This is a genomic window from Bradyrhizobium sp. UFLA05-89, assembly GCF_059803475.1.
Map to the genome: position 1 here is coordinate 1 of NZ_JBANBA010000042.1, position 26,294 is coordinate 26,294.

Genomic DNA, 26,294 nt, shown 5'->3' on the forward strand with positions numbered 1-26,294 from the left:
TATATCGCCGCTAAAAGGCAGGCAAGCTGGCGCCCAACTGTGATACAATCCGGGGCACAGGGTGTGATACACACACGGAAGTGTGCGCATAATTGTTCAATCTTTTCAATGACGTGACGCGTAGTTACATGCGCTCCGAGCGCACCATTGGCATTGAAATCTCAGGATTTCTTTCGCCCGTTACTTTCAAAGGTCACTATTCTGTTCTGATCGTTGGCATTGCCCGAGCGGCGATGTTCTCGATTTGATCATGGGACGACATCTTCGCCATCCCCGCCGCGGTGCCGAGCGGTCACAGCGCGCGATACTTCGGTATGTCCTCCTCTGTCCACGGAACCCAGCCGCTGCTCTCGAATTTCCGGCGGACAATCAGCTCGCTTTCAACGGTGTTGCGCGCCGACGAGGTGATCGAATGAGCCGCCTTGTTTGTCCTCAAGCTCAATCCGGGATTTGCAGCACTTTCGCGGCCTTTTGGTAGATGCCCGTAAGATCGTCGAGCATATGTAGCGCCTCGGTGAATTGCCTGAAATTGTAGTCCGGACGTAACGCACTGATGCGTTGACGTGCCGCTCGGGCCTCCTCGATGCGGCCAGCGGCCGCAAGCGTCAGCGCTGCTACGGCATGTGCATGAAAATGATCGCCGGCATGCCGTTCAACAAGCGCCGCACAGTCCGCGGCCTCCTGGATCTTGCCGAGCCGCAACAAGGCGAACGTTCGCACTCGATGCGTCCCGAACATCATCGGATCAAGCGGGCTGAGCTGCGCTGCGATGTCGGCTGCGTCGATCGCGCACCCGGGATCGCCGGTCTGGCATTGCACAAAGGCCATAGAGTAGTGAGCAAACGCATAATTGGGACTCAAGCGAATCGATTGATTGAGCTCGCCAACGGCGCCGTCGTGCGCGTGCGCAAGCCATAGCGCCCGGCCGATCGCACAATGTGCCGCCGGGTCGCTGGGATCCGCCTGCAAGGCCTGTTCGGCAGTTTCGATCGCCGACGCAATCTCGTGTTCGGACTTACGCACGTGCAGATGGAACGCGTTCTGAAAATGTGTGAACGACATTCCCGCATAACTTCGCGAGAAGGTCGGGTCGAGAGCTATTGCCCTGGTGAAGAACTGCTGCGCCTCTCGATTGCTCTCGCTCGTAAAGCGATGCATGTGGGAGAGCCCCAGATGGTACGCCTGCCACGCGTCGAGCGAGGCAGGCGGCATGAGCAGCGCACGGTTGCGTTCGATAACGTGAATTTCCGCATCAAGACCCGAGACGATCCGCGTGGCCAGCAGCGGAGGCGCAGCGAAGGAATCGACGGCGTTGCAGCTGAATTCGTCAACCCAGAAGATGCGATCGCTCTTGGGGTCGATGAGCTCGACCGAGACAAGATATTTCCTGCCGTCGCGTCGCAGATGGCCGGACGCAACATATTGCGCGTTCACAATCCCGGCGGCCGTCGAGGGCGTCTGGCTGCGCAGCGAAAAAGCCGTACCGCGGGCAATGACGCGGATGCTTCGCAGCTTGGCAAAACCAAAGATGATGTCGCTTGTGACGCTGTCGGCATCCGCAACGTTTTCCTGCGCCGCTGTGAACGGCATCAGCAGCAGCGTCGGCCTATTCGTGGCCACCGCTTGCTGATCCGTCGGCGGCTCGAAATGCGCGACGCCGGCCGAACTGACACTGGCCGGCCTCGAACCCGAGCGTTGTGCCGCCGCCAGAACGGCCTTGAGCGATGCCGGATCGATGCCTCCGGTCTGGAATTGCCTCACCGCTGCGTCGATCTGGTGCTCGGCCTCGGCATAAAGCCCGCGGCGAAGCAGCGTGCGAACGAGCTCGATGTGAACCGCTTCGTCGAACGGCGCAATTTCGATGCACTGACGCAGCAATGCGATGCGGTCATCGTTCTCCGGAGGCAGGATGAAGATGAGCCGTTCGAGGAGCTGTTGGCGCCATTGACCGAAACGGTGCCGTTGGCTTGCGAGCCAATTCTCGAACGACGGGGCCCTTTCGATCGAGAGACCTTCGAGAAAGTCGCCGCGAAACAAAGCCAGTAGCGAGCGAAGGTCGCTCGGCGAGGGACTGCTTAGCGTCCTCTGCGCACTGCGCGCAACGGCGAGGGCATCCACGTGGAGCGACGCCGTATCGAGGCTGACTTGCCTGCGGTCGGCGATGAGCCGCTTCGTCGCCTGTCCATCGACCAGAGACCTCAGCTTGGAAAGGCACCAACGTAATTCGCCTCTGGGATCATCGGCGACGTCCCAGAACAGCTCGCAGAGTTTTTCGCGGGTGACCGGACGCGGCGCCATCGCCAGATAGGCAAGGAGCGCCCGCACCTTGCGCGAAGGCGGCTCGGATAACTCCGCCCCATTCCGGATGATCTGCAACGGTCCCAGCAAAAGCACATGGTCCGCCGGAGTGGCCATTTCCATGATTTCTCCAACGCTTGCTCCAACGACGGCCGCCTAACTTCAAGGTCTTAGGGTTTGCCGGGCCCTTGGGAAAGTAACAGATGATCGATTGCTCCAGATGGAAGGATTGTAAGCAAAATCAATATTTTATGAGGCTGGGTGGGAAGGATGGGCTGCAGGTGACGCCTAGGGCGCGTGGCCGGGAGAAGTCGGATGACGACAAAGGATGTGGGCATTGTGCTGGCTCATGGCGCATGGGCGGATGGATCGAGCTGGGCGCGCGTCATAACCGGCCTCGCGGCCCGCGGCGTGAAGGCGTCTGCGGCGCCGCTGCCGCTCACGTCGCTTGCCGACGACGTTGCCGCGCTCAATCGCAGCATCGGGCGCATGTCCGGACCGGTCGTCCTGGTCGGACATGCCTATGCGGGTGCCGTCATTGCATTGGCGCGGCCCGAGCAAGTGAAGGCGCTGGTCTATGTTGCCGCACTGGCGCCGGACGAGGGTGAGAAGGTCGAGGACGTGTTCTATCGCGCGGAACCGCATCCGCTGGCGCCGAAGCTTGCACCGGACGCCAACAATTTGATTTGGCTGCCCGACGATGCCTTCGCCAAATCTTTCGCGCCGAACGCTTCGGCGGAAGATCGGTCGGTGCTCGCCGCGGTGCAGCGGCCCATCTCGCTGGCGTGCATCACGGTCCCGGCAGGGCGTCCGTTATGGAAGGACGTTCCGACGTGGTTCATGCTCGCGGAGCAGGATCATATGATCATCCCAGCGACGCAGCATTTCATGGCCGAGCGCATGAAAGCGAAGATCAGGTCGCATGCCGTCGACCACACGCCGATCGTCACGGCTCCCGGACCTGTCATCGACATCATCCATGACGCGGTCCAGTCGGTCGCCGGCAACTGATCGGTTACGGCCAGGCTCGCGACGAAGCATCGGTCGCGGAGATCGAATTTGCAGGTAGGAGAATCCGATGGCGCCTTTCAGATACCGCAAGGTCAATGTCGACGGGTTCAATGTGTTTTACCGAGAGGCCGGCAGAAGCGACGCGCCGGTGTTGCTGCTGCTTCACGGCTTTCCGTCCGCGGGCCACATGTTTCGCGAGCTCATTCCCATGCTTTCGGATCGGTTGCGCCTGATCGCGCCGGACCTGCCCGGCTTCGGCCAGTCCGACACGCCGCCGCGCGACACTTTTTCCTATACCTTCGCTAAATTGGCTGACGTGATCGAGCGCTTCACGGAAGTGATCGGTCTGTCGCGGTTTGCGATCTACGTTTTCGACTACGGTGCGCCCACCGGCTTTCGCTTGGCGGTTCGCCGTCCCGAGCGCATCAGCGCGATCATCTCGCAGAACGGCAATGCCTATGAGGAGGGGCTGAGCGACGGCTGGATCCCGATCCGCGCGTACTGGCAGGACCCGTCGGAGAAGAACCGTGCCGCGCTCAGGGCCTTTCTTTCGCCGGAGACCACGCTCTGGCAATACACCCATGGTGTTGCCGACACATCGCGTGTGTCTCCGGATGGCTATTCGCTCGACAATTTCTATCTGGCACGTCCCGGCGCTCATGACGTGCAACTCGATCTCTTTGGCGATTACAAGAGCAATGTCGCCATGTATCCGGAATTCCAGGCTTACTTCCGCCAGCACAAGCCGCCATTTTTGGCAACCTGGGGTAAGAACGATCCATTCTTCCTGCCGGCAGGGGCGGAGGCATTCAAACGCGACTTGCCGCTCGCCGACATACGCTTCTTCGATACAGGTCACTTCGCCTTGGAGACGCACTGCGAGGACATCGCAAAAGCCATCGGCGATTTCCTGGATGCGACCAGATCGAAGGCAGCGTAGCGATGTCAACGCAAGGCCCGCATCAGCGGAGAAGCACATGCCTCACCTAGAGCAATTGGACGCCCTCATCCTTGGCAGCGGAACCGGCGGCAAGCTTCTGGCTTGGCACCTGGCCCGATCAGGGTTCAAAACCGCGGTGGTCGAGCGGCGATGGATCGGCGGCTCCTGTCCCAACGTTGCTTGCATGCCGACCAAGAATGAGATCTCGAGCGCAAAAGTCGCGCATGTCGCGCGTCAGGCCGGCGAATACGGCACCTTGGCCCATAACGTCACTGTCGACATGGCAACGATTCGTCAGCGCAAGCGCGCGATGGTCGAGCGCCAAGTTGCGAAGCACATGCAGATCTACCAGGCGAGCGGCGCAGAACTGATCACGGGCAGCGGACGTTTCATCGCGCCGAAAACCGTTGAAGTGAATTTGAACGGCGGAGGCACGCGCGAACTCGCGGCCGATAAGGTTTTCCTCAATGTCGGAACCCACGCGGCAATTCCACACGTTCCGGGCCTTCGAGCGGCTGGGCCGCTCACGCATGTGGAGGTTCTGGAGCTTGATTATTTACCGCGACACCTGATCGTGATCGGCGGGGGCTATTCGGGGCTGGAACTTGCACAAGCCTATCGTCGCTTTGGCAGCGATGTAACCATTATCGAATCCGGTCCTCAACTCCTGGCTCGCGAGGATATCGACGTCTCGGAGGAGATGAGGCGCATTCTCAGCAGCGAAGCTATTCGAGTTCTTGTCGCGGCCGAGCTGCTTCGGGTAAGCGGGCGATCCGGAGATGTAGTTTCTGTCGTGGTGCGCACCCCCTCGGGAGAGCAGCAAATCGATGGCAGCGATATCCTGGTAGCAGCAGGGCGTATTCCCAATACGGCTGAAGTTGGCCTGGATAAGGCCGGCGTCGAGCTGGACGCGCGCGGTTTCATTCGCGTCAACGATCGGCTGGAAACGAGTGCGCCGGATGTATGGGCGGTAGGCGAATGCGCGGGCAGTCCGCAATTCACTCACATATCTGAGGACGACTTTCGAATCGTACGCGACAATCTGGCGGGAGCAAGTCGCAGCACGCGCGGCCGGCTGATTCCGTATTGTATGTTCACCGATCCGCCTCTTGCCCATATAGGGCTGAGCGAAGGAGAGGCGGAACGCCAAGGTATCATTACTCGTGTCGCAAAGCTGCCGATGGACTCTGTGCTCGGAGCGCAGGCGACTGATCAGACACAGGGCTTTATGAAGGCACTTGTCGGCGACGGCGACGACCGCATCCTCGGTTTTACGATGATTGGTGCCGCTGCCGGCGAGGTCATGGCGGCCGTACAAATGGCCGTGTTGGCAGGCCTTCCGTATTCCAGCCTGGCTGGCGCAGCTCTTGCGCATCCAACAATGGCTGAAGGGCTCGGCGCATTATTTTCGGTCGTGCCTCCTCGCGAGGTGCAACAGACCAGCTCAAAGGCGGCTTAGTGATGTCCAATCAGCTTCATCGCTGCGATCCGCAGTCGGTTGCGGTCGGTTGAATGAGAACGTTGGGCTGACGAGGATCTGGAAAAGTCCGCTCCGTGGCCGCTGTTGAGGAACGACATGATGAAGCAGGTGAGCCAGCTTGTTCGTTATGCTTCGAGGACCATTCCGTTCCGGAGCGATCTGGACCGTCATCTAATTCGTGCCGCGATGGTCTTTACCTTCTTCGCATTCAGCGTCCAGAAATGGAACCAGTATACCGTTGAGATGCTGGTGCCTTTGATCAGCCATAGCCCCGTCGTCTTTTGGCTGATCCCGGCCTTTGGCGTGCGGGGCGCAGGCTACTTCCTCGGGACGACCGAAACGATCTTCGGCTGTCTCATCTTCCTTGGCTATTGGAGCTCGAGGCTGGGCATCCTGGGGGCGCTCGGGTCGATCGTAACTTTCGTCGGCACCACGAGCATCATTCCCTTTCTGCCAGATGGCTGGGCCCCTGAGGCGGGTGGATTTCCGATCATGACCCTGCCGGTCGGCTTCCTCATGAAGGACGTTCTGTTCCTCGCCGCGTCGTTCTACCTGCTCAAGCAAGATGTGACACGTGCGGCGCTGGAGGATGAGCGGTCATCCGGTCACGCAGAACTGCACGCCGCCGCGCAGATCCGCATCGACGCCGGTGAGGTAAAGTCGATCTAACCGGGTCACCGCAATATTGGAGGCTGACCATGTCCGATCTTCCACTGATCGTCTTTGACGTCAATGAAACACTGCTCGACCTTCGTACCATGGAGCCGACCTTTGAGCGCATCTTCGGCGACAAGCGGGACATGCGGCTTTGGTTTGCCAACTTCATCATGTATTCGGCGGCGCTCACGGTGGCCGGCTGTTATGTACCGTTCACCGACATCGGTGCGGCCGTGATGAAGATGCTCGCGGATACGCAAGGCATCCAGATCAGTGATGCGGACAAGCGAGAGCTCACCGAAAAATTCTCGACCATGCCGCCCTATCCGGAGGTGCCGGGCGCTTTGCGAAAGCTGCGTGGCGCCGGGTTCCAGCTCTTCACGCTCACGGATAATTTGCTCGAGGTGCAAACCCGTCAGCTCGAGCATGGCGGCATTGTCGATTTGTTCGAGCGGCGGTTCAGCGCGGACGGCGTGAAGCATCACAAGCCCTCGCGCCAGGCCTACGGCTATGTTGAAAAGGAACTTGGTGTCCGTCCATCTCAGCTCTGCCTGATCGCCTGTCACACCTGGGACACGCTCGGTGCGGTCGCGGCCGGTTGGGAAGCAGCCCTCATCAAGCGCATCGGCAATGATGTCTTGGGCGTCGGCCCGCAGCCGCACATCATAGGCAATGATCTAAGCGACGTGGCCGACCAGCTGATCGAGCGCCACAAGCGGCGCGCCTGATCCGCCCGCTGACGAAATTGCCGCCGACCAGCAATTTCAACCTGACCCAGGCTGTGCTGGAGGGCATGATCGCCCAGAAGGAGGGCACGATCATCACCATCTCTTCGCTGGCGGTCGTCAATCCGAACTTGCTCGGAGGTGCTGCCTACGGCGCGGCCAAGGCCGGCGTGAAGAATTTCATGACCTTCCTGCACAACACGTACCGCAATCAGGGCATCCAAGCGACACGATCCTGCCGGGCGAGACCGATACTCCGATCATGGACAATCGCGCACGGCCCCCGTTGCAAAACGAACGTGCGGTGATGCTCAGCCCACATGATGTCGCGCGCGCGCCCCAGCGATCTCTCTCAAAACATGGGGTACCCGCCAGCGCCGCCATTCGGTCAGCCGCGGCCGCAAGCCGTCACCGAGCGGGTCGGCTTTGCCGTGAAGAAGACTCGCGCTGCGTGCAAGGTCGCCGGTACGCTTGTGACGTCGGACGAATTGCCGTCCTGGCTCGAGCAGGGCGTGCGATACTTCTACATTCATTCCGATCCGTTCCTTCGCGTCGGTCTGGCCGGCGTGAAGAAGATGCTCGGTCGGTAATTCCGTTCGCGGAAGGGCGAACCTCGGAATGATACTCAGTTCGCGAAACTAAAGCATGATCCGGAAAAGCGTGCAGCGGTTTTCCAAGAAGATCATGCTCAAACAATGACCTAAAGCGCGATGACGATTCATCCCGATCTCATGCGCTTTGGTGTGATTCGACGCCTTGCACGTGCATTTGACGGATCTGGCACGGAATCGATGGTCCCGCTGCGCTCTGGGGCGGTTGGCCATGTGATCCAGTTTTCATCATGCCCTTCACGCTCTATTGAGGCGCTTCCCGAACTGCGCAAGTGTGGATTCGTTCGATAATTCGGATAAGCTAGTTTCAAGAAACACAGAGGGATACCAATCGACCCGCCGGGAGGAAGTCATGCTCGACACCACGCTCAACGCGCGCGTCCAGGTCTTTCTTGACAAATTCGAAGCGGCTCTTGCGGCAGGTGATCTCGATGCCGCCGCAGCGATGTTCGCTTCGGAATGCTACTGGCGCGACCTCGTTGCTTTCACCTGGAATATCAAGACCCTGGAAGGCCGCGATCAGGTCCGGGAGATGCTCAGCTCTTGCCTTGAGCGCACAAAGCCGCGCGATTGGAAAGTCGCCGATGGGGAAAGCGCGACCGAAGCCGGCGGCGTAACCGAGTGCTGGATCTCGTTCGAGACTGAACTCGCGCGCGGCTACGGCTTGATCCGCCTCCAGAACGGCCAGATCTGGACCCTTCTGACGACGATGGTCGAGCTCAAAGGTCACGAGGAAAAGGCGGGTTTCACCCGCCCGCTCGGCGCCCGGCACGGAGTCAATCCCGGCGCCAAGACGTGGAAGGAGTTGCGCGACGAGGAGACCGAGCAGCTCGGCATCAAGACCCAGCCCTATGTGCTCATCATAGGCGGCGGCCAAGGGGGCGTCGCGCTCGGAGCGCGGTTGCGTCAGCTTGGCGTGCCTACCATCATCGCCGAGAAGAACGAACGCGCAGGCGATTCCTGGCGCAACCGGTACAAGTCGCTCTGCCTGCATGACCCGGTCTGGTATGATCATTTGCCATACATCGACTTCCCGAAGAACTGGCCGGTATTTTCGCCGAAGGACAAGATCGGCGACTGGCTGGAGATGTACACTAAGGTCATGGAGCTGAACTACTGGACCGGTACCACGGTCAAACACGCCGACTGGGACGATACCCGCAAAGAATGGACGGTCGCCGTCGAGCGCAATGGCAAGGAGATCACGCTGAAGCCAAAGCAGCTCGTGTTTGCGACCGGTATGTCGGCCAAGCCGAACATGCCGCAATTCAGAGGCATGGACGCTTTCAAGGGCGAGCAACACCATTCCTCGCGCCATCCAGGTGCCGACCGCTGCAAAGGCAAAAAGGTAGTTGTAATCGGCTCGAACAATTCCGCGCATGACATCTGCGCCGCCCTATACGAGGCCGGCGTCGACGTGACCATGGTGCAGCGCTCGACCACCCATATCGTGCGCTCGGATTCGCTGATGTCATCGATAGCGGATCTCTATTCCGAGCGCGCCGTCCGCGGCGGCATGACCACGGCAAAGGCTGATCTGATTTTCGCCTCGCTGCCATACAAGATCCTGGCCGGATTCCAGAAGCCGGTCTATGACAAGATCCGCGAGGATGACGCCGAATTTTATGCGGGGCTAGCGAAAGCCGGTTTCCGTCTCGATTTCGGCGACGATGATTCCGGGCTGTTCATGAAATATCTGCGGCGCGGCTCCGGCTATTACATCGATGTCGGCGCTTCGCAGCTCATCATCGACGGCAAGGTCAAGCTGGCCGCGGGGCAGGTCGAGGAAATCACGCCCAACGGCGTCAAGCTCGACGATGGCAAGGAACTGCCCGCTAATGTAATCGTCTACGCGACTGGCTACAGCTCGATGAACGGCTTCGTTGCCGACCTCATCAGCCGGGAAATGGCCGACAAGGTCGGCAAGGTCTGGGGGCTCGGCTCGAACACGACCAAGGACCCCGGCCCATGGGAAGGCGAACAGCGCAATATGTGGAAGCCGACACAGCAGGAGGGGCTGTGGTTCCACGGCGGTAATCTGCACCAGTCGCGCCATTACTCGCAATTCCTTTCGCTACAGTTGAAAGCACGCTACGAGGGCATCCCAACGCCGGTCTATGGCTTGCAGACCGTCTATCACAAGGCCTGAACTTTCACGGCACGTGCTCGCGGGTTGGCGTCGCAATGGACTTGCGCGCTCGGAGAAAGGTTTCTCTCGACGAGCTGCTGTTGTTCGACATCGGCCGGGATGGCTATCATGTCTTGGTCGTAGCGCGAGCGTCGGAGACGTTCGCTGTCTATCATCCGGCAAGGGATGCGATGGTCCGAAGGTCCGCCAGCCGAGCGATAGAGCGCGCCGCGAGTTGCTGAGCCAGCTCCAACCGAGACTGGTCGACGGCATTGTCTGCTTCATCCAGATAAATCGAAGACAGCTGCTCCGCGCGACGAAGCACGCGCCGCTTGATCTCGTCGAGTGCGTCGGTGTGCGGCAGCGTGTCGTTCGTCCCGGTGATCAACCCCTGCGAGCCGTCTCCGATCAGGGACAGGAGGTGTCCTCGCTGCGGCGCGGGCGCGTCCTGCGACCATCGATAGATGTCACGGAGGAGGAGGCTCTCAAGCAGCGCAGCCGAGGACAGCTCAGTGGTTTCCGGCGCGTCCCCTGCGAGGGCCTCTCTTCGCTCAGTCCGCCATGCCCGGCGACGTTCGCGGCGAAGCAGATTGCCGTCGCGCAGCGCCTCGCGGGCCATACTCTCGGCGACCGTGCGCACGATTCCCGTCTCCGCGCGCGCTGCAACATATGTCCAGAAGATGAAAGCACGTTCGCGGTGCCTGACGGCGAGAGCCCAAGCGCCATAGGCGGTCGAAAGGAGGGAGTTCTTGAAATCGGAAAGCTCTTCCGTGGGAACCAAATCTACCGGCATCCACCTCAGATCGGCCTGAGCCGGCGCGCGTCCGAGAGCCGCGATGCAGGCTTCTTCGATTAATCCAGCGCGTTCGTTTTCCTGCTGACTCAACACTTCGAATACGCAACGGACGGGCTCGAAGGCATCGTCACCGGCCGCGGCGAGCTTGCCATAGTGCTGCGCAGCCCTTTCGCTCTGAGCCAATGCAATCGCATAGAGCTCACCGGTATTCCGAACGGGAGCGGGCGGCTCTGCGGCCAACAGGGGTTCGCTGCGCATCTTGGGTTCCAATCAGGCTGCAGAGCTTGATCTGAACCAGATCGCGTTAGTTTGAGATAGCGCAAAGGCGAGCGCAGTCGCGCTGGTACAAGGAGCGGGATTCAGAACAACGGCGTTCTGCTAACTGGAAGCGGCGCCCTTGCGAAAATTCCTCGGCATCCGTCTGTTCTTGGGGTTGGCACTCGCCATTCTCGGCTGGAACGGCTCCGGCTGTCCGGCCAATGCGGCTGGCAGATTGAGCGAGTATCTGCCGAAGGCAGAGTCGGGCGAATTGGTCCCCGGCGCAAACAGGCTCGGATCGCCGCAAGGCGATCCGGCGATCGCGGCGGCATATAAGGACGATCAGCTTCTCGGGTTCGTCTACCTGAATTCGGACTTCGCCAACGCAACCGGCTACTCCGGCAAGCCAATTCAGCTTTTGATTGGCATCAGTCCGAAAGGCATCCTCACAGGCCTCAAGCTGGTCGAGCACAAGGAGCCCATCGTTCTGGTGGGTATTCCGGAAAAACGCATCTTGGAGGCCGTCAACAAGCTGATCGGCACCGACATGGAACCCGTCGTGCGCGGAGCGGTGCCCGCGCCGCAGGTCGACATCGTCAGTGGCGCGACGGTCACCGTTCTGGTGATGGGAGACAGCATCGTCCGGTCCGCGACCAAGCTCATCAAGAGCGGTCGTCTCGATGCTCAGGGCAATGCGCACGCCGACACGGCTCCTCAAGCCACCAAAGCGATTGATCCCAGCAAGAGCGAGATCCGCGATTGGCCAAGCCTGGTCGGTGACGGCTCCGTTCGCCGCCTGGCCCTGTCCGTTGCCGATGTCAACATGGCTTTCGAGAAATCCGGCAATGCGGCTGCGGCGGCGCGTACCGAGGAAGGGGACCCCGGCGACACCTTCATCAACCTCTATGTCGCCGACGTTGCGGTGCCGACCATCGGCCGCAGCCTGCTCGGCAACGACGGATACGATCGCCTGACCGCGAAGCTCAAGCCGGGTCAGCAGGCTCTCGTCGTCGCAGGTTCTGGCCGCTACTCCTTCAAGGGAGCCGCCTACGTTCGCGGCGGGATCTTCGACCGGATCGAGTTGATCCAGGAGACCAATAGCATCCGCTTTCGCGATCGCGACCACACTCGGCTGGGGAGCCTCGAGGCCGAGGGCGCGCCCGACTTTCCCGAGATCGCGCTTTTTGTCGTGCCGGCAGAATTCAATTTCGATCCGACCGAACCGTGGACGCTGCAACTGCTCGTGCAGCGCGTCGTGGGCACGCGAGAAAAGGCATGGGTGACTTTCGAACTGGGGTATGCGCTGCCCGATGTCTACGTGAAGCGCGAGCCGATCAGGCCGGTGGCGCAGCAGTCGGCCGCCTCGCCGGCTAAGATGCCGGAGGGAACGCCTGTATCGACGGCAGAACAACGCAGCACTGCGATACCGCCTGGCGCCGAAGATGAACCGCTGTGGATGAAGATCTGGCGAGGCAACATCGTCAAGATCAGCACGACGGTCCTCGCGCTTGGCGCGCTCACCCTGATCTTCTTTTTTCAGAATCAGCTCGTGCGCCGCCCGCAGGTCTACACCTGGGTGCGCCGGGCCTACCTCGCGTTCATCCTCGTGTGGCTCGGATGGTACGCGAATGCCCAGCTTTCGGTCGTCAACGTCCTGACGTTCGCCAATTCACTACTGACAGGATTCAGCTGGGAATACTTCCTCTCCGCACCGCTGATCTTTCTGCTGTGGTGTTCGATCGCCGCTGGGCTTTTGTTTTGGGGACGCGGTCCGTTTTGTGGCTGGCTCTGTCCATTTGGCGCCCTGCAGGAACTCCTCAACAACGTCGCGCAGGCGATGAAGATTCCGCAATATCGATTGCCGTGGGGTCTTCATGAACGGCTGTGGCCACTAAAATACATCATTTTTCTCGGCCTGTTCGGGATGTCGTTGTACTCGACCGCGTTCGCCGAGCAGCTTGCGGAGGTCGAACCCTTCAAGACTGCGATCGTCCTGAAGTTCGCGCGCGAATGGCCATTCGTGATCTACGCGCTGACACTTCTGTCAGCGGGATTGTTCGTCGAGCGCTTTTTCTGCCGCTACGTGTGCCCACTCGGCGCGGCGCTGGCGATTCCGGGCCGCATCCGAATGTTCGAATGGCTGCGCCGCTGGCCAGAATGCGGCTCGCCATGTCAGCGCTGCGCTGTCGAATGCCCGGTACAGGCGATCCATCCCGAAGGGCACATCAATGTCAATGAGTGCATCTACTGCATGCATTGCCAGGAGCTCTACTTCGACGACCACCGCTGCCCGCACATGATCCAGGTGCGGCTTAAGCGCGAGAAGCGGGAAGCCCTCTCGTCTCAGTCGATGCGCAGCGGCGGCAAGGGTCCAGGCACGATCATCACCGCGGGCGGCAAGCCGGTTGCGCTGCCGCGTATAGAAGCCATCACCCCACCATCAACTTGAAGAGCCAGGAGGATAGCATGAGTGAGAACGAAAATGGAAAATCCGTCAGTCGACGCACCTTGTTGGGGACCTCGGCTGCGGCCGCCGGCGTAGGCATCGCGGGCGGCGTCGGCCTGTCGAGCGACGGCCGCGGCCTCGTCGCGGCTGCGGACGCGCAGACCAATGCGGCACCAAAGGCGCCGACGGCGCGTCCAGCAGTGCAGAAGACCGAGGTGGCGCCGGGCGAACTCGACGAATATTACGTGTTCTTCTCCAGCGGCCAGTCCGGCGAAATGCGCATCATCGGCCTGCCCTCGATGCGCGAGCTGATGCGCGTTCCCGTCTTCAACCGCTGCAGCGCCACGGGATGGGGACAGACCAATGAAAGCCTGAAGGTGTTGACCGAAGGGATGCAGCCGGCCACCCGCGAATTGCTCAAAAACCGCGGCGGCACGTTCATGAACGGCGACCTGCATCACCCCCACATCACGTTCACCGACGGCACCTATGACGGCCGATTTGCATTCATGAACGACAAGGCCAATAGCCGGGTCGCGCGCGTGCGCCTCGACGTCATGAAGTGCGACAAGATCATCGAGTTGCCCAACCAGCATACGGTCCACGGTCTGCGACTGCAAAAATATCCCCGCACCGGATACGTGTTCTGCAACGGCGAGGATGGCGTGCCGCTCCCGAACGATGGCAAGGTGCTCGACAAGCCGAAGGAATATCACTCGATCTTTACGGCGCTGGACAGCGATACCATGAAGGTCGCGTGGCAGGTGATCGTCGACGGCAACCTCGACAACGTCGATGCCGACTACCAGGGCAAGTACGCGGTCTCGACCTGCTACAATTCGGAAGAGGGCGTCACCCTCGCCGAGATGACGGCCAACGAGCAGGATTGGGTCGTGATCTTCAATCTCAAGCGGATCGAAGAGGGCGTCAAGAAGGGCGACTTCAAGGAGATGAACGGCGTGCCGGTACTCGACGGCCGCAAGGGCTCGCCCTACACGCGTTACGTCCCGGTCTCGAACAATCCGCACGGCTTGAATACCGCGCCGGACGGCATCCATATCGTGGCGGCCGGAAAGCTGTCACCCACCGTCACGGTGATGGATGTCCGGCTGTTCGACCAGTTGTTCGACGACAAGATCAAGCCGCGCGACGTCGTTGTGGCCGAACCCGAACTCGGCCTCGGGCCGCTGCATACGGCTTATGACGGCAGAGGCAACGCCTATACGACGCTGTTCCTCGACAGCCAGGTCTGCAAGTGGAACATCGAGCTCGCCAAACGCGCATTCAAGGGCGAGAAGGTCGATCCCATCATCCAGAAGCTCGATGTCCACTATCAACCCGGTCACAACCACTCGTCCATGGGCCAGACCAAGGAGGCCGACGGGAAGTGGCTGATCTCCCTGAACAAGTTCTCCAAGGACCGCTTTCTTAATGTCGGTCCGCTGAAGCCGGAGAACGATCAACTGATCGACATATCGGGCGACAAGATGGTTCTCGTCCACGATGGTCCGAGCTTCGCCGAGCCGCACGACGCAACGATCGTCCATCGCTCCAAGATCAACCCGATCTCGATCTGGGACAGGGCCGATCCGATGTTCGCCGACGCGGTGAAGCAGGCGAAGGCCGACGGGATCAATCTCGAAGCCGACTCCAAGATCATCCGCGACGGCAACAAGGTTCGCGTCTACATGACGTCGACCGCGCCGGCGTTCGGTCTCGAGACGTTCCAGGTCAAGCAGGGCGACGAGGTGACCGTCTATGTCACCAACATCGACGCCGTCGAGGATCTGACCCACGGCTTCTGCATCGTGAACTACGGTATCCAGATGGAGGTTGCGCCGATGGCGACGGCCTCGGTGACGTTCGCGGCGGATAAGCCCGGCGTCTACTGGTACTACTGCTCGTGGTTCTGTCATGCCATGCACATGGAGATGAAGGGCCGCATGTTCGTCGAGCCCAAGATGGTCTGAAGCGAGGACGGAAAGTGTTTTTCCTGCAACGACTCATTCCGGCGGCGATCCTCGCCGCCGGAGTCTTCGGTCCCGCTGCCGCGGCTGAGCTGAAAGCTGTCGCGTACCAGCCGCTTCAGGCAGTGCTGGACCGTGCGCAGGAAGGCGACGTCGTCAAGCTGGCGCCCGGCGTTTACCGAGGTGCGATCAGGATTGACCGTCGCCTCGTTTTGACCGGGGGACCGGGCGCCGTGCTCAGTGGCGGCGGGGCCGGCAACGTCGTTACTGTCGCCGCGCCTGACGTCACGATCCGCGGCATCACGATCAGGGAATCCGGCCGCGACCTTCAGGCCATGAATTCAGGGATCTTTCTCGAGAAGACCGCCGAGCGCACGGTGATCGAAAACAACCGCCTGGAAGAAAACCTGTTTGGCATCTACGTTCACGGCGCAGCGGGATCCCACGTCGAACGCAACATCATCGAAGGATTGCGCGAGGGGCGCCGCAGCGAGAGCGGGAATGGCGTGTCGCTCTGGAACGCGCCAGACGTCACCATCGCGGAAAACACCTTCCGCTATGGTCGAGACGGCATCTTCACGATCAGCAGCCGCAAGGACCGCTTCATCAACAACCGCTTCGAACAGGTGCGCTTCGCGATTCACTACATGTACACCAACGACAGCGAGGTTAGCGGCAACGTTTCCGTGCGCAATACTGTCGGCTACGCCATCATGTATTCGAACCGACTGGTGATCCGCAACAACATCTCCGATCGCGACCGGGACTACGGGATACTGTTCAACTACGCCAACTACGCCGAGATTGACGGTAACCGGGTCGTCGGCGGACCGCTGGACAATGTCGCGGTCAGCCGCGAAGGGGTGGACGGTGAGAAGGAGATGGTGCCCGACATACGGCCGACGCGGGACGTCGGCAGCGGGCCGGAAAAATGCGTGTTCATCTACAACACCAACCACAACAAGTTCCGCAACAACTGGTTCGAACGTTGCGGCATCGGCGTCCACTTCACCGCCGGCTCAGAAGGCAATGAGATTTCCGGCAATGCCTTCGTCGGTAACCGCAACCAGGTCAAGTACGTCGGCACGCGCGATCTCGACTGGTCCAAGGGCGGCCGCGGCAACTACTGGAGCGACAACCCTGCGTTCGACCTGAACGGTGACGGCATTGCCGACACTGCTTATCGGCCCAACGATCTGGTCGACCGCGTGCTGTGGACGGCGCCGTCCGCCAAGGTCTTGATCAACAGCCCGGCGGTGCAGGTCTTGCGCTGGGCGCAAGCGCAGTTTCCGGCTCTCTATCCCGGCGGCATTGTCGACAGCCATCCGCTGGTGGCGCCGCCGCCGAAGCCCTCTCCCGAGCGGAGTTTCAGATGACCGCGACCGTGTCCGTGACCGGCGTCGACAAGAGTTATCGCAAGGTGCGAGCGCTGCGTGATGTTTCGTTCTCTCTCGTCCCCGGGCGGCTGAGTGCGCTGGTCGGCCACAATGGTGCGGGCAAGACCACGCTGATCAAATTGATGCTGGGTTTGATCCACGCAGACCGCGGCGAAATTCGCATGATGGGGCAAAATCCGGCGGCGGGCGAGTTTTCGGCGCGTCGGCTTCTTGGCTATCTTCCCGAAAACGTCGCGTTCAATGCGGCCCTTACAGGGCGCGAAACGCTGGCATTCTATGCGCGCCTGAAAAGGATCGAGCCGGCCTCGGCGTGGGCGCTGCTCGACCGCGTCGGATTGAGCGATGCCGCCGATCGCCGCGTCGGGACCTATTCCAAGGGCATGCGGCAGCGACTGGGCCTGGCGCAGGCGCTGCTCGGGCAGCCACGCGTGCTGTTGCTGGATGAACCGACCACGGGACTTGATCCGGCGCTGCGGCAAACGTTCTACGAAGTTCTGAACGAATTGCGGAACGGTGGCGCCACCGTCCTGATTTCATCCCACGCGCTCAACGAACTCGAAGATCGCGCCGAGCATGTCCTGATTATGAATCGCGGCCGGCTGGTCGCACAGGGCACGTTGGCGGAGTTGCGCTCGCTCTCGCAGTTGCCGATCCGGGTCTCGCTCGATCTGGTGGCCGGCGCCGATGACGCCATTGCCCCGATCGCGGACGAAACCTTTTCGGCTGCAGGCCGCAGAACCGTGCTGGTGGCTGACGAAAAGGGGAAAATGGATCTGTTGCGCGCGGCTGCGAGCGATCCCCGCGTCAAGAATATCGAAATTGCGGCACCGACCCTCGACGATCTCTACGCACACTTCCTCGACACGCAGGAGAAGGCCGCGTGAGGACAGTCGCAGTCATCGCCTTCAAGGAGATCCAGGAAGGCCTGCGGAACCGCTGGGTATTGGCGACCACGCTGCTGCTCGCCAGTCTTGCCTTGTCGCTGACGTTCCTCGGCAGCGCTCCGACCGGCAACGTTGGTGCCGGTGCCCTCGACGTGGTGGTGGTCAGCCTGTCCAGCCTGACGATCTTTCTGTTGCCGTTGATCGCACTTCTGATCTCGCACGATGCGGTGGTCGGTGAGATGGAGCGGGGCACGATGATCCTGCTGCTGAGCTACCCCGTCGGTCGCAGCCAGGTCATCCTGGGCAAATTCTGCGGTCATGTCCTGATCCTCGCCTTCGCGACGATCCTCGGTTATGGCGCAGCCGCCGCTGCGCTCGCGATCACCGGCGCCTCTGTCCTGGCGGCGAGCTGGTACGCCTTCGCCTCGATGCTTGGAACGTCGATCATGCTTGGGGCTGTATTCGTAGCGATAGGATACCTGATCAGCAGTCTCGTCCGCGACCGTGGCACCGCGGCGGGCCTGTCGGTCGGCATCTGGCTTTTGATGGTGTTGGTGTTCGATATGGCACTGCTTGGGATCCTGGTGATCGACCAGGGACAGATTATCTCGGCAAGGGTCCTCGAATGGCTTCTGTTTCTCAATCCCACTGATCTTTACCGTCTGGCGAATCTCACGGGATTCAATGTGAGCCAGTTTTCCGGCATGGCCGGGCTGTCGGCTACGGCCACCACCGGGATTGCCACGCTCCTGCTGGGGCTGCTGGTCTGGATTGTGGCGCCGCTCGGGCTTGCGGCGACCTTCTTCGCACGGAGGGAACTATGACCCGAAGATCCGTCGGTGCGATCATCATCGCGGCGTTGCTTCTTGGCTGCAATCCTGACACGGGCAACACCAACATGCCGCCGCCGCTTCCTCTTACGCGCGATGCGATGGGCGTCTTTTGCGGCATGAACCTGATGGAGCATCCCGGACCCAAGGGGCAGATCATCACGGCGAGCCGCATCGATCCGTTCTGGTTCACCTCCGTCCGGGATACTGTGGCGTTCACGTTGATGCCGGATCAGCCGCGTGACATCCGGGCGATCTACGTCTCGGACATGGCCCGGGCAACGAGTTGGGAGGACCCTGGCGCAACGAACTGGATCGACGCGCGGAAAGCTTTCTTCGTGATCGAAAGCCGCAAGCAGGGCGGCATGGGGGCGGCGGAGGCAGTGTCCTTCGGGAACCGGGCGGCAGCCGATGGGTTCGCGGCCGATAACGGCGGGCGGGTCGTGACGCTTACGGAAATTCCCGACGCGTACGTGCTGGGTAGCGATGCGGCAAGCGAGTCTGTCGAACATGATCGTGGCGATGTCAGGCTCAACTGAGGACCTCGATGATGCGCAAGCCAACTCTCTCGCGGCGACGGATGATTGCAATCACGGCGACGGCGCTCGGCTCGGCCCTCGCGAGCGGCTCACGTATGGCTCGGGCGCAAGAGGCCGTGCGTTGGCATGGTTCGGCGCTCGGGGCGCAGGTCTCGATGGAGATCTATCATCCGGACCGTGCCGAGGCAGCGCGATTGGTCGGCAGCTGTCTTCTCGACGTGCGCAGGCTGGAGCAGCAATTCAGCTTGTATCGGCAGGAGTCCGCGATCTGCACGCTCAACTCCACGGGCATCCTCGTTGCGCCGGACCCGGACATGGTGGCTCTGCTGGAGGCCTCGCTGGCCTTTGCCGACCTGACCAGCGGCGCATTCGATCCGACCGTTCAGCCGTTGTGGCGGCTCTATGCCGATCACTTTTCTTCGGAGCATCCGGATCCGAACGGTCCGCAGTGGGAGCAACTCGCTGAAGTGCTGACCAGGGTCGGTCGCCGCGGACTGCTGGTGAGGCCAGATCGCATTGCCCTGGCACACCGCGGCGCTGCGATTACTCTGAACGGCATTGCACAGGGGTTTGTGACCGACAAGGTCGTCGAGAAGCTGCGAAAGGCCGGCTTGTCGACGAGCTTGATCAATATGGGAGAGATACGCGCAATCGGGCCGCGACCCGAGGGCGGGCCGTGGCGTGTCGGTCTTGCAGATCCGGACAAAGCAGGCGCTCTCACCGAGACGATCGATCTCGTCGACCGCGCCGTCGCGACAACGGCCGGTGCCGGATTCCGTTTCGACGCCGCGGGTCGCTTTACTCACCTCTTTGACCCCACAACGGGACTAAGTCCGTCGCTCTATCGAACGGTCAGCGTGGTCGCACCGAGCGCAACCGAAGCTGATGCTCTCTCGACAGCCTTCAGCTTGATGGCCATTCCTCGCATACGGGATATCGTCGCCAGCCGTCCGAATGTCCAGGCGCGCCTGATCGATGCAAATGGTCGTTTGACCGTATGTGGCGCGTGAGACGTCGCTTCAGGCTACAGAACCGAAGGGCGACCGCGGATTCGTTCCGTAAGCGACAAAATCAAGGTGCGACGCTCTCGCGCAGTCGGCGGAGCTGAGACCGGAGCCGCTCGCAGCCCAATTCGTTCTCAAACTTGGTGATCGCCTCAAGTGTAGGTTCAGCGCGCATGGTCTGCAGACGCGCCATGTCGCGGGTGCAAGCGTCTTCGGAACGGGTGGACTCATTCTGAGCCTGTTGTCTCGGAGCCGTTTGCGGTGCCGAAGTCCCGCCGGGGGGCAGAGCGGTATCGCCCACATAACTTTCGAATAGGCGCTGCACTTGCGGGCGCAGCCGACTGCATGCGACCTCGCGTTGGAAGTTGGTGATTTCTTCCGGCGCGGGGTTGGCGCGCAGACGCGCCAGCCTCGCTTCGTCGCGGACGCAAGGGTCTGTCGTCTGGGGCGCCGCCTGAGCCGGAAGGGGCATCTTTGGGAGCCCTGCGTTTACGGTTGGCGCAGTGGTTGGCGTTCCCGGCGCTGGACTGACCATGAGCGGCTTCGGCAAGGTCGGCACCGGAACCGGGGGTGGCGCTGGGGCAGCCGCCGGCGCGACTCTTGTTGCGTCCGACGGTGACACCAAGGAGATGGTTGCGCCGCCAAGGGAGCCATAGATGAACGGCTCCTGACGCCCGCCGGTCATGGCGATAACCGCATCGCGGACACGACCGAGTGCGATCCGAATGTCGACGCCAGGCTCGGCAAGGTGTTTCAGCAGCGCGATTGCATAGGGACTGTTGACGCCGTCGCCGTCGTAGGAAATCGAGCCCGCTTTCGCGGCGTAGGCGACCAGCGTATCGGCCCCGACTTCGTCAAGCTTCGCGAGCCCGCCTCTGGACGGTGTGCGGCCTGCCGAGCGCAGCTTGGCCGCAAAGGGGTTATCACGGCAGGCGTCAAGCAGGATCAGGCGCAGGCGGCGTACTGGCTGCAGCGCCCAGATGATGCGGTCGAGCGCGATAGCCTCGTCGTCGACGTCGTAGTCGCGGCTCAACCGGGCATCCACCGGGATAAGATAGTTGGTGCCGCCGATCTCGAGGCCGTGGCCGGCGTAATAGACCACCGCCATGTCGGCGTTCTCTGCCGTGATGAGGAATTCCCGCACGGTTCGTTTGAACTCGACGACGCCAAGGTCGTTGCGCGAAATGACGACTTCAAAGCCGATCGATTTGAACAACGCTGCGATCGCATTTGAGTCGTTGATGGTATTGGACAGCGTGGATGCGTTTTTATAGGCGGAATTGCCGACCACCAGCGCCACGCGACGCTCCGCTGCTGCCGCGTTGGCGAACGTCGCGCCGACGACAAGGCAGAGGCAGGAGATCAAGAGGTGGCGTAGTTTCATCGCTGCATCAATATCCGTAACTCCGCCAGGAACGATGGCGGTACTTGGAGCGCTTTCTCGGCGGCTGGCCGCTCTCCGTCACGGTGACGTTGATGACGTCGGAGAAAACCGCCGGATCGTGCGGCACGTGGGCGAAATCGGCGAACAGGAGGCGCAGCTTGTGTTGGCCGACCGGAAGGGTGATCTTCGCTTCGGTCTGGCCGGCACCGAAGTGCAGGTGGTTGAAGTCGTTTGGGATCGGCTGGTCGAGCGGAGGCAGTTCGGCATCGACAAGCAGATGATGATGGCCAGTGTTGGGCTTGTCGTAGCCCGCCGGAGCCACGCCCATATTCAACAGGCCAAAACGGATCACCGGGTTCGGAGAAATATAGGAGCCGTTCTTCGGATAGATGAAATAAACTTTGGCATCTTTCGGTGAGGGGCGACGTCCGCCGGCTGCGGCTTGAACCGTCGCAGGAGGGGCTTGAGCCGCCGCGGGAGCAGTTTGGTCAGTCACCTTGACCTTGATCCGCTCGGAGACCACCGGCGGGGAATGCGGAACGTGATTCTTGTCGCCGAACACAAGCTGCAAGGTGTGCTCGCCGGGCGTCAGCGAAATCTCAGCCTCAGTTTGTCCGGCGCCGAAATGCAGGTGCTGGAAGTCGTTGGGAATTTCGGAATTCAGTGGCGGCGTTGGCGAGTCAACTATCAGATGATGGTGCCCGCTATTGGCGCGGTCCGAACCTGCCGGCGCGACGCCCATGCCATGCAGCCCGAAATGCAGGGTGGCCTTGGTTGGCAGCGTGTCGCCATCTTTCAACCCGATGAAATAAACAGCAGCCCCCGGCGGCGACGGCGTCGGTCCGCCCGTCTGGGCCTGCGCCTGCACGGCGTGGCAATGGATCAATCCGGCGACAAATGGAACCAGAACCAATGTCAGCAATCGCTGCATCATCGCAATATTCCCAATGCATGGACCACAATCTGGACCGCGCTGGCCGCGGGAAACTGAAATAATTGCGTGTCGAAAGTATCCCCATCCGGCAATACGAAGGGGAGAAGTGGAACGATATTCCTTTGCCGCCCAATGTAAACCGAAATTCGGCGCCGCGACCGCCGCCTTGCCGGTTGCGGCCGAATGAAGCATGTTATTCCGCATTGAATGTGACGTGTGCATACTCCCGATCGTTCGAGCCGACCGGAGATCAAGACATGAGATCCGCCGTCTTGTCTGTGATTTTGCTCATAACACTCGTTGAATTTGCAGGTACTGCAGCGAGCGACCAGCGAGGGCTGAGCAACAGCCCGTCCGCGGACCCGCCGTCCGCGTCATCAGACACCAGGGTAGCCCAGCAAAGCGCCAATCCGGAGCCGGGAGAGCTATTTCGCGATTGCGACAATTGTCCCGAGCTTGTGATCGTGCCGCCGGGAGAGTTCGTGATGGGATCCAATGACACGCCCTACGAGAAGCCTGAGCATTCGATCAGCATTCGCAAACCCTTCGCCATCGGCCGCCGCGAGGTGACGTTCGCGGAATGGGATCAGTGCGCTGATACGGGCGCGTGCAGGGTGCGCCCCGAGGATCACGGCTGGGGACGTGGCGATCGGCCGGTGATCAATGTCAGCTGGGAGGACGCCAAGCTGTTCGTCGCCTGGCTGTCGCAGAGAACCGGGCAAAAATACCGTCTGCCCAGCGAGGCGGAATGGGAATATGCCGCGCGCGCGGGAACCAAAACGCCATTCTGGTGGGGCAGGGACATCGGCGCCGGTCATGCGCAGTGCGAGGGCTGTGGTAGTCCGATCAAGCAGCAGGTCGTGCCAGCGGGTTCGTTCCGGCCAAACGGCTTTGGGCTCTACGACACATCAGGTAATGCTGCGGAATGGGTCGAGGATTGCTGGAACGACTCCTATCGCAATGCGCCTAAGGACGCATCGGCCTGGACGTCGGGCGACTGCCGCCTGCGGGTGCTGCGCGGGGGCAACTTTCTCAGCAAGGGCAGCGACGTCAGATCGTCGGCGAGGTTTCGCTACGACGTTGACGTTCGCTACTACGCCAACGGCTTTCGTGTCGTGCGGGAGCTGCCGTAGTCATGGCGCCCGCGAGTACGATGCGTTCGATGGTTGTGGCACTACTCGTGCTGACTGGGGCGACTTCCGCTGCTTGGGCGCAATCCCACACCATCAGTGGGCACATCGGCTATCTCCACGAATGGGAGATTGCAGGAAGTATCGCGAAAGCGGCAACGCACCAGGCCGCGGATTATTCAGGAGCAGTCACGCTGCGGCACGTTGGCCTGTGCAGCGTCAATGGCGTCGAGCAGAAGCAGGCGCGCGTGCAGTTGAAAGTGTCGTCCGGACGACTGGAAGGCACATTGATCATGGACGACGATGAATGCCGCATCGTCGCATCCGGAGCATCAGGCTCGGGGTTGCTGACCTGCCGCAGTGGACAAGGCATTCCGATCGATCTCCTGATCGGCAACGCGGTTGCGACCGAAGCGTCCAATCGCGCCGGCCCCAATCCTTGAGCAGGTCGCCGGACAATTGTCCGCAAGAGACGTGGTGATCGACCGCGCATTGAGATCCGAGCGCGTCTTCTGATCGCGCACGACCATCGAACGCCAAGAGTCAGAAAGGCTGTTACAGCGGTGCACGTGATCGCTGTGCGTCCAACACCGGCGTGATTCGATGTGGTTGGAAAAATCCTCTGATCGCTTGCGCGCACACGGCTGAGTCGTGAGCTTCAACGCATTCGCGTACCGCTCGTTGGATGCAGCGAATTCGCGATGCGAATGCAAAAGCGCTGCTCCACCATGCGTGACTCCGCGCACAGAATTGGGGGCCGACGAGGCCTATCGTCAAATCATCGAACGGCAATCACGCGGTTCGACATCATCCAAAGGGAAAATATTATGTTTCGCTCCATCCTCCTCGTCTCGGCGGCCGTGCTCTCGCTCGCGTCTTCGGCTTATGCTGGCAACTCGTCCTCCATCGTGCAGAGCGGCAACGGCAACGACGCCGTGACGTATCAGCGCGGTCACACCAACGACAGCCAGGTCATTCAGTACGGCAACAACAACGGTGCCGGCATCCACCAGGTCGGCCGGAACAACAACGCTGGCATCGGTCAGGTCGGCGACGGCAACTTTGCCGGTGTGGACCAGGTGCAGCGGCGGCGCTGGTAAGCCGGCAGCCGAGCGATCCCACATCGCCCTGAAAGGAGTCGTGCCGGCAGGTTCCCGCACGCTCCTTTCCATTCCTGACCTCGAAAGGACAAATCCATGAAAAAGCTTCTGTTGATTGCCAGTGCCGCGCTGACCCTGGTCTCCGCTCCGGCATTCGCTGGCGGCACCACCGCCTGCGTGCACGCGAGGACGCAGATCGGCAGTGGATCGAGTGATAGCACCAGCCAGAACTGCCAGTACAATATGAACGGCCAAGTGCAGGCCGGCAACGGAATGTCGGCGACTGCCCGGCAGTCCGGAACGAACAACACGTCGTACCAGACCCAGCTCGGGAACGGCAACTTTGCTGGAACCAGCCAGCATGGCCGTGACAACAGCGCCGGCGCCATGCAGATCGGCGATGGCAACCGCGTCAGGGTCCATCAATGGTAAGACCGCTGGCCAATCGGGCCAGCGGTACGGCGATTGGGCGGAGCGTTCCTCTCGCCCAACGCACGCCATCGTCAAGGAGGTAGACATGAAACCCATGCAACGACAGTCGGTTGTGCTTGCCGCAATGTTGATGGCTGCGCTGGCGAGCGCGTCCGCGCGGGCCGAGACGACGTCCGTGAACAACGGCAGCAATTCTGCTACGATCACCCAGAGCGGCGATCCATCCAAGACCGAGAAGCAGGTCAAGACGGCCCCCGGCTACACCAGCATCGAGCAACATAGCGGCGGCAACTCGGCGACGATCGTCCAGCGCTCCAACCCCGCTGCGGGTGATCCGACCGGCGCAGAAGCTGGCAAAAGCCCGGATGCGCAGGCAGCTCCAGGCGAAGCCGATGGCGATGCCGATCACAATCCCCCGCCGACCGATGCCGACGTCTACCGGCAGATCCGCAAAGGTGCCTCGCCGCAATCGCAGCAGACGCTCGACAGGTTGATGAAAGCCATGGGCCTGCAAAACAAGATGTGACCAGCCCCCCAATGTCGCCGCCACCACCCCTCTCACGTCCCGCGACCGTCGAGGTCGCGGGGAAGGCCGCAGCTCAATTCACGGGACACGCAAAACGGGAGACATCACATGCACAAGATGATTGTGGCCATGGTGCTGGCTTCAGCGTCCGCTCACACCGTGGGTTCGCTTGGACTGGCGCTGGTCTCAGACGGCGATCCGATCACCGCACCACAGTTAACGACCACGACCGAGCCAACTATGACGCAGGCTCCCGGCGCTGCGACTGGCCCGGTTGTTCCGTCCAATCCGCAAACTCCATTAGAGAGGCACTGCACGACTCCGGGAGGCAAGAGCTTTAAGTGGTCTTTCCCAAATGTGCCATTTGGAGTCGCGCGATGCACTTGAGATGGCACGATGGCTACGACCGGCATGCGCTTGCGCGAACATCGCTCCGGCGAAGGCACGTCGGATGATCGCCGTCACAATCGCATCGACGCCCTGACGAACAACCAAGTATGAGGGCAGCCCCGACGACATGGCATCCACTCAGTGCGGCCTGCCGAGCACGAATGCGAAGGGGAGAACGAAGATCTCGTCGCCAGCCTCATCGCTGACATGCAGGGCCCAATGACGCCAGTCTTCCAGGGTGCTCGCTGCGACGAGCGATCGAACCCTGCGGGTAGCCTCCTCGCACGCTTCGATCAGATCGGACACGAATGTGCCGCGACGATCCATCAATACGCCCCGAGCATTGGAACAATGGAAATAAATCTGAGCCATGTACGCCTCCTTGCAACATCCGGGTGAGCAAGCTCACCCCTGCATGCCGGAGTCA

Annotated in this window: 23 protein-coding genes and 3 pseudogenes; 20 read left to right on the top strand and 6 right to left on the bottom strand. The window is 61.2% G+C overall.

The genetic code is table 11. From position 1 onward, the window contains the following. Positions 1-438: 438 nt before the first annotated feature. Both SO139_RS21960 and SO139_RS21965 read right to left on the bottom strand, forming a co-directional pair. Positions 439-1,212 (bottom strand): tetratricopeptide repeat protein, encoded by a 774-nt coding sequence (locus SO139_RS21960; RefSeq protein ID WP_449378133.1) that lies wholly within the window; start codon positions 1,210-1,212, stop codon positions 439-441. 573 nt (positions 1,213-1,785) lie between these two features. Beyond that, positions 1,786-2,421, bottom strand: a pseudogene (locus SO139_RS21965) (AfsR/SARP family transcriptional regulator); the annotation flags it as partial. 192 nt (positions 2,422-2,613) lie between these two features. Between SO139_RS21965 and SO139_RS21970 the strand changes: the two are divergent. The 8 genes and pseudogenes from SO139_RS21970 to SO139_RS22005 all read left to right on the top strand — a co-directional run bounded on the left by SO139_RS21970 (position 2,614) and on the right by SO139_RS22005 (position 9,871). Further along, the gene (locus SO139_RS21970) at positions 2,614-3,309 is read left to right on the top strand and encodes an alpha/beta fold hydrolase (protein ID WP_449378093.1); all 696 of its coding nucleotides are present in this window, start codon (positions 2,614-2,616) and stop codon (positions 3,307-3,309) included. A 67-nt stretch (positions 3,310-3,376) separates the two neighbouring features. Continuing rightward, entirely contained in the window at positions 3,377-4,249 is an 873-nt protein-coding gene (locus tag SO139_RS21975) for an alpha/beta fold hydrolase (RefSeq protein WP_449378094.1), read from the top strand. A 37-nt stretch (positions 4,250-4,286) separates the two neighbouring features. Next, positions 4,287-5,708: a mercuric reductase gene (locus SO139_RS21980; RefSeq protein WP_449378095.1), complete on the top strand. Its 1,422-nt coding sequence runs from the start codon at positions 4,287-4,289 to the stop codon at positions 5,706-5,708. A gap of 117 nt (positions 5,709-5,825) precedes the next feature. Then, positions 5,826-6,398, top strand: a complete 573-nt coding sequence (locus tag SO139_RS21985; protein WP_449378096.1) for a YkgB family protein — start codon at positions 5,826-5,828, stop codon at positions 6,396-6,398. 29 nt (positions 6,399-6,427) lie between these two features. Next, positions 6,428-7,114, top strand: a complete 687-nt coding sequence (locus tag SO139_RS21990; protein ID WP_449378097.1) for a haloacid dehalogenase type II — start codon at positions 6,428-6,430, stop codon at positions 7,112-7,114. Positions 7,115-7,140: 26 nt separating this feature from the next. Next, positions 7,141-7,448: pseudogene (locus SO139_RS21995) on the top strand (SDR family NAD(P)-dependent oxidoreductase); the annotation flags it as partial. Between the two features lies 1 nt (position 7,449). After that, positions 7,450-7,701: pseudogene (locus SO139_RS22000) on the top strand (HpcH/HpaI aldolase family protein); the annotation flags it as partial. 373 nt (positions 7,702-8,074) lie between these two features. Beyond that, a complete protein-coding gene (locus SO139_RS22005; RefSeq protein WP_449378098.1) occupies positions 8,075-9,871 on the top strand; it encodes a flavin-containing monooxygenase in 1,797 nt (598 codons plus the stop codon). A 151-nt stretch (positions 9,872-10,022) separates the two neighbouring features. Here SO139_RS22005 and SO139_RS22010 read toward each other — a convergent pair whose 3' ends face one another. After that, on the bottom strand, positions 10,023-10,904 hold the full coding sequence (locus SO139_RS22010; RefSeq protein ID WP_449378099.1) for a ferritin family protein: 882 nt from the start codon (positions 10,902-10,904) through the stop codon (positions 10,023-10,025). Positions 10,905-11,079: 175 nt separating this feature from the next. On the opposite strand from SO139_RS22010, the gene SO139_RS22015 reads away from it, so the two are divergent. The 7 genes from SO139_RS22015 to SO139_RS22045 are packed head-to-tail and all read left to right on the top strand — an operon-like array spanning position 11,080 to position 19,977. After that, positions 11,080-13,353, top strand: coding sequence for a 4Fe-4S binding protein (locus SO139_RS22015; RefSeq protein ID WP_498540561.1), 2,274 nt, complete (start codon positions 11,080-11,082; stop codon positions 13,351-13,353). A gap of 17 nt (positions 13,354-13,370) precedes the next feature. Then, positions 13,371-15,320: a TAT-dependent nitrous-oxide reductase gene (gene nosZ / locus SO139_RS22020; protein ID WP_449378101.1), complete on the top strand. Its 1,950-nt coding sequence runs from the start codon at positions 13,371-13,373 to the stop codon at positions 15,318-15,320. Positions 15,321-15,334: 14 nt separating this feature from the next. Beyond that, positions 15,335-16,693: a nitrous oxide reductase family maturation protein NosD gene (locus tag SO139_RS22025; RefSeq protein WP_449378102.1), complete on the top strand. Its 1,359-nt coding sequence runs from the start codon at positions 15,335-15,337 to the stop codon at positions 16,691-16,693. Beyond that, entirely contained in the window at positions 16,690-17,598 is a 909-nt protein-coding gene (locus SO139_RS22030; protein WP_449378103.1) for an ABC transporter ATP-binding protein, read from the top strand. The genes SO139_RS22025 and SO139_RS22030 overlap by 4 nt, the downstream gene beginning before the upstream one ends. Next, the gene (locus SO139_RS22035) at positions 17,595-18,422 is read left to right on the top strand and encodes a DUF2705 family protein (RefSeq protein WP_449378104.1); all 828 of its coding nucleotides are present in this window, start codon (positions 17,595-17,597) and stop codon (positions 18,420-18,422) included. The genes SO139_RS22030 and SO139_RS22035 overlap by 4 nt, the downstream gene beginning before the upstream one ends. Then, positions 18,419-18,967 (top strand): nitrous oxide reductase accessory protein NosL, encoded by a 549-nt coding sequence (locus SO139_RS22040; RefSeq protein ID WP_449378105.1) that lies wholly within the window; start codon positions 18,419-18,421, stop codon positions 18,965-18,967. Before SO139_RS22035 ends, SO139_RS22040 begins: the two co-directional genes overlap by 4 nt. An 11-nt stretch (positions 18,968-18,978) precedes the next feature. After that, positions 18,979-19,977 carry an FAD:protein FMN transferase gene (locus SO139_RS22045; protein ID WP_449378106.1) on the top strand — a complete coding sequence of 333 codons (999 nt, stop codon included), beginning with the start codon at positions 18,979-18,981 and terminating at the stop codon, positions 19,975-19,977. A gap of 61 nt (positions 19,978-20,038) precedes the next feature. On the opposite strand, the gene SO139_RS22050 is transcribed toward SO139_RS22045, so the two are convergent. Together SO139_RS22050 and SO139_RS22055 are read right to left on the bottom strand one after the other, a co-directional pair. Then, positions 20,039-21,271: a caspase family protein gene (locus SO139_RS22050; protein WP_449378107.1), complete on the bottom strand. Its 1,233-nt coding sequence runs from the start codon at positions 21,269-21,271 to the stop codon at positions 20,039-20,041. Between the two features lie 91 nt (positions 21,272-21,362). After that, the gene (locus tag SO139_RS22055) at positions 21,363-22,481 is read right to left on the bottom strand and encodes a DUF4399 domain-containing protein (protein WP_449378108.1); all 1,119 of its coding nucleotides are present in this window, start codon (positions 22,479-22,481) and stop codon (positions 21,363-21,365) included. Between the two features lie 65 nt (positions 22,482-22,546). Here SO139_RS22055 and SO139_RS22060 point away from each other — a divergent pair, with 65 nt between their 5' ends. The 5 genes from SO139_RS22060 to SO139_RS22080 all read left to right on the top strand — a co-directional run bounded on the left by SO139_RS22060 (position 22,547) and on the right by SO139_RS22080 (position 25,477). After that, the gene (locus tag SO139_RS22060) at positions 22,547-23,422 is read left to right on the top strand and encodes a formylglycine-generating enzyme family protein (protein WP_449378109.1); all 876 of its coding nucleotides are present in this window, start codon (positions 22,547-22,549) and stop codon (positions 23,420-23,422) included. Positions 23,423-23,451: 29 nt separating this feature from the next. Continuing rightward, positions 23,452-23,862, top strand: a complete 411-nt coding sequence (locus SO139_RS22065; RefSeq protein WP_449378110.1) for a hypothetical protein — start codon at positions 23,452-23,454, stop codon at positions 23,860-23,862. A 384-nt stretch (positions 23,863-24,246) separates the two neighbouring features. Further along, positions 24,247-24,519 (top strand): curlin repeat-containing protein, encoded by a 273-nt coding sequence (locus tag SO139_RS22070; protein WP_449378111.1) that lies wholly within the window; start codon positions 24,247-24,249, stop codon positions 24,517-24,519. Positions 24,520-24,615: 96 nt separating this feature from the next. After that, on the top strand, positions 24,616-24,951 hold the full coding sequence (locus SO139_RS22075) for a hypothetical protein (RefSeq protein WP_449378112.1): 336 nt from the start codon (positions 24,616-24,618) through the stop codon (positions 24,949-24,951). An 85-nt stretch (positions 24,952-25,036) separates the two neighbouring features. After that, positions 25,037-25,477, top strand: coding sequence for a hypothetical protein (locus SO139_RS22080; RefSeq protein ID WP_449378113.1), 441 nt, complete (start codon positions 25,037-25,039; stop codon positions 25,475-25,477). Between the two features lie 528 nt (positions 25,478-26,005). Here SO139_RS22080 and SO139_RS22085 read toward each other — a convergent pair. Further along, positions 26,006-26,239, bottom strand: a complete 234-nt coding sequence (locus SO139_RS22085) for a DUF6894 family protein (protein ID WP_449378114.1) — start codon at positions 26,237-26,239, stop codon at positions 26,006-26,008. Positions 26,240-26,294: the final 55 nt, after the last annotated feature.